The 3,560-nt window shown below is 71.0% G+C and carries 5 protein-coding genes; 1 reads left to right on the top strand and 4 read right to left on the bottom strand.

Annotated features, from left to right (window positions below; genetic code table 11):
- Positions 1–56: 56 nt before the first annotated feature.
- From Q0A33_RS05830 to Q0A33_RS05820, 3 genes are read right to left on the bottom strand one after another with little or no spacing between them, the layout of a single operon-like run.
- Positions 57–371, bottom strand: coding sequence for a DUF2516 family protein (locus Q0A33_RS05830; RefSeq protein ID WP_291794369.1), 315 nt, complete (start codon positions 369–371; stop codon positions 57–59).
- 17 nt (positions 372–388) lie between these two features.
- Positions 389–730 (bottom strand): AzlD domain-containing protein, encoded by a 342-nt coding sequence (locus Q0A33_RS05825; protein ID WP_291794367.1) that lies wholly within the window; start codon positions 728–730, stop codon positions 389–391.
- Positions 730–1,635, bottom strand: coding sequence for an AzlC family ABC transporter permease (locus tag Q0A33_RS05820; protein ID WP_291794365.1), 906 nt, complete (start codon positions 1,633–1,635; stop codon positions 730–732). The genes Q0A33_RS05825 and Q0A33_RS05820 overlap by 1 nt, the downstream gene beginning before the upstream one ends.
- A gap of 73 nt (positions 1,636–1,708) precedes the next feature.
- On the opposite strand from Q0A33_RS05820, the gene Q0A33_RS05815 reads away from it, so the two are divergent.
- Positions 1,709–2,335: an XRE family transcriptional regulator gene (locus tag Q0A33_RS05815; protein ID WP_291794363.1), complete on the top strand. Its 627-nt coding sequence runs from the start codon at positions 1,709–1,711 to the stop codon at positions 2,333–2,335.
- 111 nt (positions 2,336–2,446) lie between these two features.
- Here Q0A33_RS05815 and Q0A33_RS05810 read toward each other — a convergent pair.
- A partial coding sequence (locus tag Q0A33_RS05810; RefSeq protein ID WP_363316539.1) for an FUSC family protein occupies positions 2,447–3,560 on the bottom strand: 1,114 nt, incomplete at its 5' end.

Genomic DNA, 3,560 nt, shown 5'->3' with positions numbered 1-3,560 from the left:
GTCCAGAGGCTCAGCAGCTCAGAAGCAGCGGCCCAGGACTCCCGCGTCCCGGACGTTCAGCGGCCGCGGCGACGAGGATCCACCTGACGGAGCCGGGGCCGCACGTCCAGCCAGTAGACCGCAGCGGCCACCAGACCGGCGATCGAGAGGAAGCCCAGACGCCCGCCGCCCAGCGGCGGCAGCGCCAGGAACGCCACGACCGCGGCGGCGACGAGGATGAGCGACCAGAACTTCTTCGACTTCCTGTCCGCGGCCCGGTACATCTCGTCCGTGTACAGCAGAGAGGAGATCAGCGATGCGACGGACAGCGCGAAGATGCCCACCACGATCGCGAGCATGAGGATTCCCTGAAGCGAGCCGAGCATCTGCATGCCCCCAGCCTACCCAGTCACCATCCGAACCCGCTGAGCCGGATGAGCGCGCACACCACCATCCCCAGCAGCACGCAGAGCAGCATGGGCACACGCAGCAGCCCCGCGGCCATGCCCGCACCCACTCCCAGCACGTGGCCGGCATCCGCGATCTCCTTGCCGTCGAACAGCCCGCCCGTCACCGCGACCGCGAGGATGAGGACCACGACGGCGCGATCCATCCAGATGCGCGCGGCAGAGGCCTCGGTGCCCTCGCCGCCGGCACGGGCGCGTGCCCCCAGCCGGACCCCCAGCAGGCGCATGAGATAGGTGACCCCGGCCAGCCCCGCAAGGGCGAGCAGGAAGGGTGTCGTCTCCATCAGGGCCGCCTTCCTTCCGCATCGGACGCATCGGACGCACCTGCGGCGCCGAGGACACCTGCAGCACCCGAGACGTCCTCTCCATCCCGGGAATCCACAGCACCGGACGAGCCTGCAGCGCCGGCGGTTCCCGAGGCCTCGGGAACCTCGTGCCACAGTCCGGCCTCCGCAGCATCCCCGGCAGCGGCCGCAGCAGCATCCACGGCCTCCGCACCTCTCCGCCTCCGCACGGCGAGGAAGCCGGCGGCGGGCAGCAGCGCGAGCAGCGCCGCGACGGAGCCCAGCCCCAGCGGCAGGGCCGGCGTGAGAGCGATCGCCAGAACCGCACCACCGGCCGCGGTCACACCCAGGAACGGCGAGCGGATGTCACCCACCACCAGGCAGAACAGCAGGACGGGCAGAGCGGTGTCCAGGCCCAGCACCTCGGCGTCGATGACGGAGCCCAGCAGCTGCCCCAGGGCCGCACCGCACACCCAGCAGACGAACAGCATGACGGCGGAGACGACGAAGCGATGCCAGCGCTCACGGTCCGTAGTACCCGCGCGGCCGAAGGCGGTGGTCTCGTCGTTCGCCAGATGCGCGGCGAGGAACGACCGCCAGCCCGACGGCGCGTACTGCCCGATGCTCAGCCCGAACGCGAAGTTCCGCGCGTTCACCAGCAGCCCGCCCAGCACCGCCAGCACGGGTGCGCCGCCGGCCGCGATCACTCCGACGAACGTCAGCTCCGCAGCCCCGCCGAGCGCGAGAGCCGCAAGGAGGAGCGTCTGCCAGAGCGGGAACCCCGCCGCCTGGCTGATGGCCCCGTAGGACAGCGCGACGAACAGGATCATGAGGTTCATGACTGCGGAATCGCGATACACGCGCAGGCGCGCACCTCTGCTGTCCGTTCGTTTGAGTGAACTCACGTTCTCTATAGTGGTCGATGCGGACGGGGCCGTCAAGGCATCGGGGACGGCCCCGTTCCATAGAATGAACAGCATGGAACCCGCGCCGCACACTCCGGACGACGAACCGGCCACCGCATGCAGAACCGCCGCCGGTGCGGAGGTCTCAGCGGAGCCCTCCCCTGTCCTTCAGCTCGCGACGGCCCTGCGGCGGGAACGGGAGCGGCTGGGACTCTCGCTCACGGAGACCGCGAAGCGCGCGGGCGTGGGCAAGTCCACGCTGTCCCAGCTGGAGAACGGCAACGGGAACCCCAGCATCGAGACGCTGTGGGCGCTCGCGACGGCGCTGAACGTGCAGCTCTCCCAGCTCATCGCACCCGCACGGGAACCGCTCTCCGTCATCCGCATGGGCGAGGGGACGACACTGCCGTCCTCCGCGGCGGAGTACTCCGCGACGCTGCTCTCTGCCTGCCCGCCCGGGGCGCGCAGGGACGTCTACCAGATCCGGATGGAGCCCGGCTCCCCGCGGGAGGCCCAGCCGCATCCGCCCGGCACCGTGGAGCACCTCATCGTGTGCGCCGGCAGCCTCACCCTCACCGCGGACGGCGAGACGGTGGAGCTGCACCCCGGCGACTACGCCCGCCATGCCGGCGACGTGCCGCACGTCTACTCGACCGCTGAGGCGGGGACCGTCATGCTCACCATCGTCGAATCACAGTAGGCCTCCGCAGGACGATGACGCCCGTTTCTCACCCAGACACCCAGTTGTTCCACGAGAAACGCGGGTGTCTGGGCGAGAAGCGGGTGCCGTCGCGGAGAGAATCAGGACTGATCACCCCTCGTCCTCCCTGTCCGGCTCCTCGACGACACGCAGGGCACCGGTCTCCGGTTCCACCTCCAGCGCGGGCAGGCGGGAGTTCGCCTCCTCGAGCGAGGCGCCGGCGGCCTGCAGGAGGTCCACGGCGAGCGGCCGGAACAGGAGGAGCATGGTGGTCTGCTCGAGGTCCGCACGCACTCCCGGTGCCGGCCGGAGGGTGCGGGCGGCGTCCGTGAAGACCTCCTCTGCCTGGGCCCGGTCACGGCCCTCCAGCAGTGCGAGCCGCAGCAGACGCGTACCCTCCGCGAGCCTGCCCGCCGCAGCGGCGAGGAGCGGGTCCACGTGCCCGTGCTCGGTGGCCGTCACCGCCCGGCGGAGGATCACGCGGATGAGCCGGAGGGCGCGGTCCGCGAACTCGCAGGCGCGGGCCAGGCGGGAGACCTCGGCCGCGTAGCGCCGCGAGTTCGCGTTGATGCGCGCGGTCTCCTCGGAGATCCGCAGCGATGCCCGCCAGGAGTCCACATAGCTCTGGGAGTCCCGAGCACGGGAGAGCGCTCTGCGCGCGGCCTGGGGGTCCTCGCGGCGGAGCGCGTCCTCGGTCTCGCTGAGCAGGCGCGCGATCTCATCGAGCAGCGCCGCCGCCTGGGACCGCGGCCGCTTGCGCGCGTCCGAGGGCATGATGAGCGCCAGGAGGATCGCGGTGGCCACGCCCACGGCGGCGTCCGCGGTGCGGCTGAACGTCCCGGTGGCGAGCTGCGCGGGGACGGTCACGACGAAGATCGACTGGATGCCGATCTGCGTGACGAAGATGGCGCCGGAGTTGAGGAACATTCCCGTGCAGACCGCGAGGAACAGGATGGTGCCCAGCTGCCAGATGCCGCCGCCGAAGAGGTGGACGAACAGATCGCCGAACAGCACGCCCAGCACCGCTCCGCAGCCGATCTCCGTCGCCCTGCGCAGCCGCCGGTCCTGCATGGGGCCGATCCCCACGACGGCCGCCACCGCGGCGAAGAACGGATAGGTGTGCCCGAGGACGAAGTAGCTGAACGAATACGCGGCCATCGCCGCGACGGTGAGCTGGAGGATCTGACCGAAGTTGTTGCGGATCCGCAGGCCGCCCATGCGCAGG

This window comes from Brevibacterium sp., from assembly GCF_022712115.1.
GTDB lineage: Bacteria > Actinomycetota > Actinomycetes > Actinomycetales > Brevibacteriaceae > Brevibacterium > Brevibacterium salitolerans.
The sequence above is the reverse complement of the archived record's forward strand: the minus strand, read 5'-3'. Positions and strand labels throughout refer to the sequence as shown.

Excerpts from the sequence above, each read along its gene's own strand:
- Q0A33_RS05830 (WP_291794369.1), bottom strand. The coding sequence starts at position 371 with ATGCAGATGCTCGGCTCGCTTCAGGGAATCCTCATGCTCGCGATCGTG.
- Q0A33_RS05825 (WP_291794367.1), bottom strand. The coding sequence starts at position 730 with ATGGAGACGACACCCTTCCTGCTCGCCCTTGCGGGGCTGGCCGGGGTC.
- Q0A33_RS05815 (WP_291794363.1), top strand. The coding sequence starts at position 1,709 with ATGGAACCCGCGCCGCACACTCCGGACGACGAACCGGCCACCGCATGC.